Annotated in this window: 1 protein-coding gene; it reads left to right on the plus strand. The window is 64.1% G+C overall.

Annotated features, from left to right (window positions below):
• Positions 1 to 270, plus strand: a 270-nt coding sequence (locus VSR71_RS35230; RefSeq protein WP_342917937.1) for an aldehyde dehydrogenase family protein, incomplete at both ends; no start/stop codon positions are given.

The following is a 270-nucleotide window of genomic DNA, read 5'->3' on the forward strand; positions in this document are numbered from 1 at the left end:
AACTGCTCGACCAGCACCATGACGACCTGGCCGCGCTGATCACGCGCGAGCATGGCAAGGTGTTCTCCGATGCCAGGGGCGAAGTCACGCGCGGCATCGAGGTGGTGGAGTTTGCCTGCGGCATTCCCAACCTGCTCAAGACGGATTTCACCGACAACATCGGTGGCGGCATCGACAACTGGAACCTGCGCCAGCCGCTGGGCGTGGTGGCGGGGATCACGCCGTTCAACTTCCCGGTGATGGTGCCGATGTGGATGTTCCCGGTGGCGC

Origin of the sequence: Cupriavidus oxalaticus (genome assembly GCF_038900635.1) — a bacterium.
Lineage (GTDB): Bacteria > Pseudomonadota > Gammaproteobacteria > Burkholderiales > Burkholderiaceae > Cupriavidus > Cupriavidus oxalaticus_B.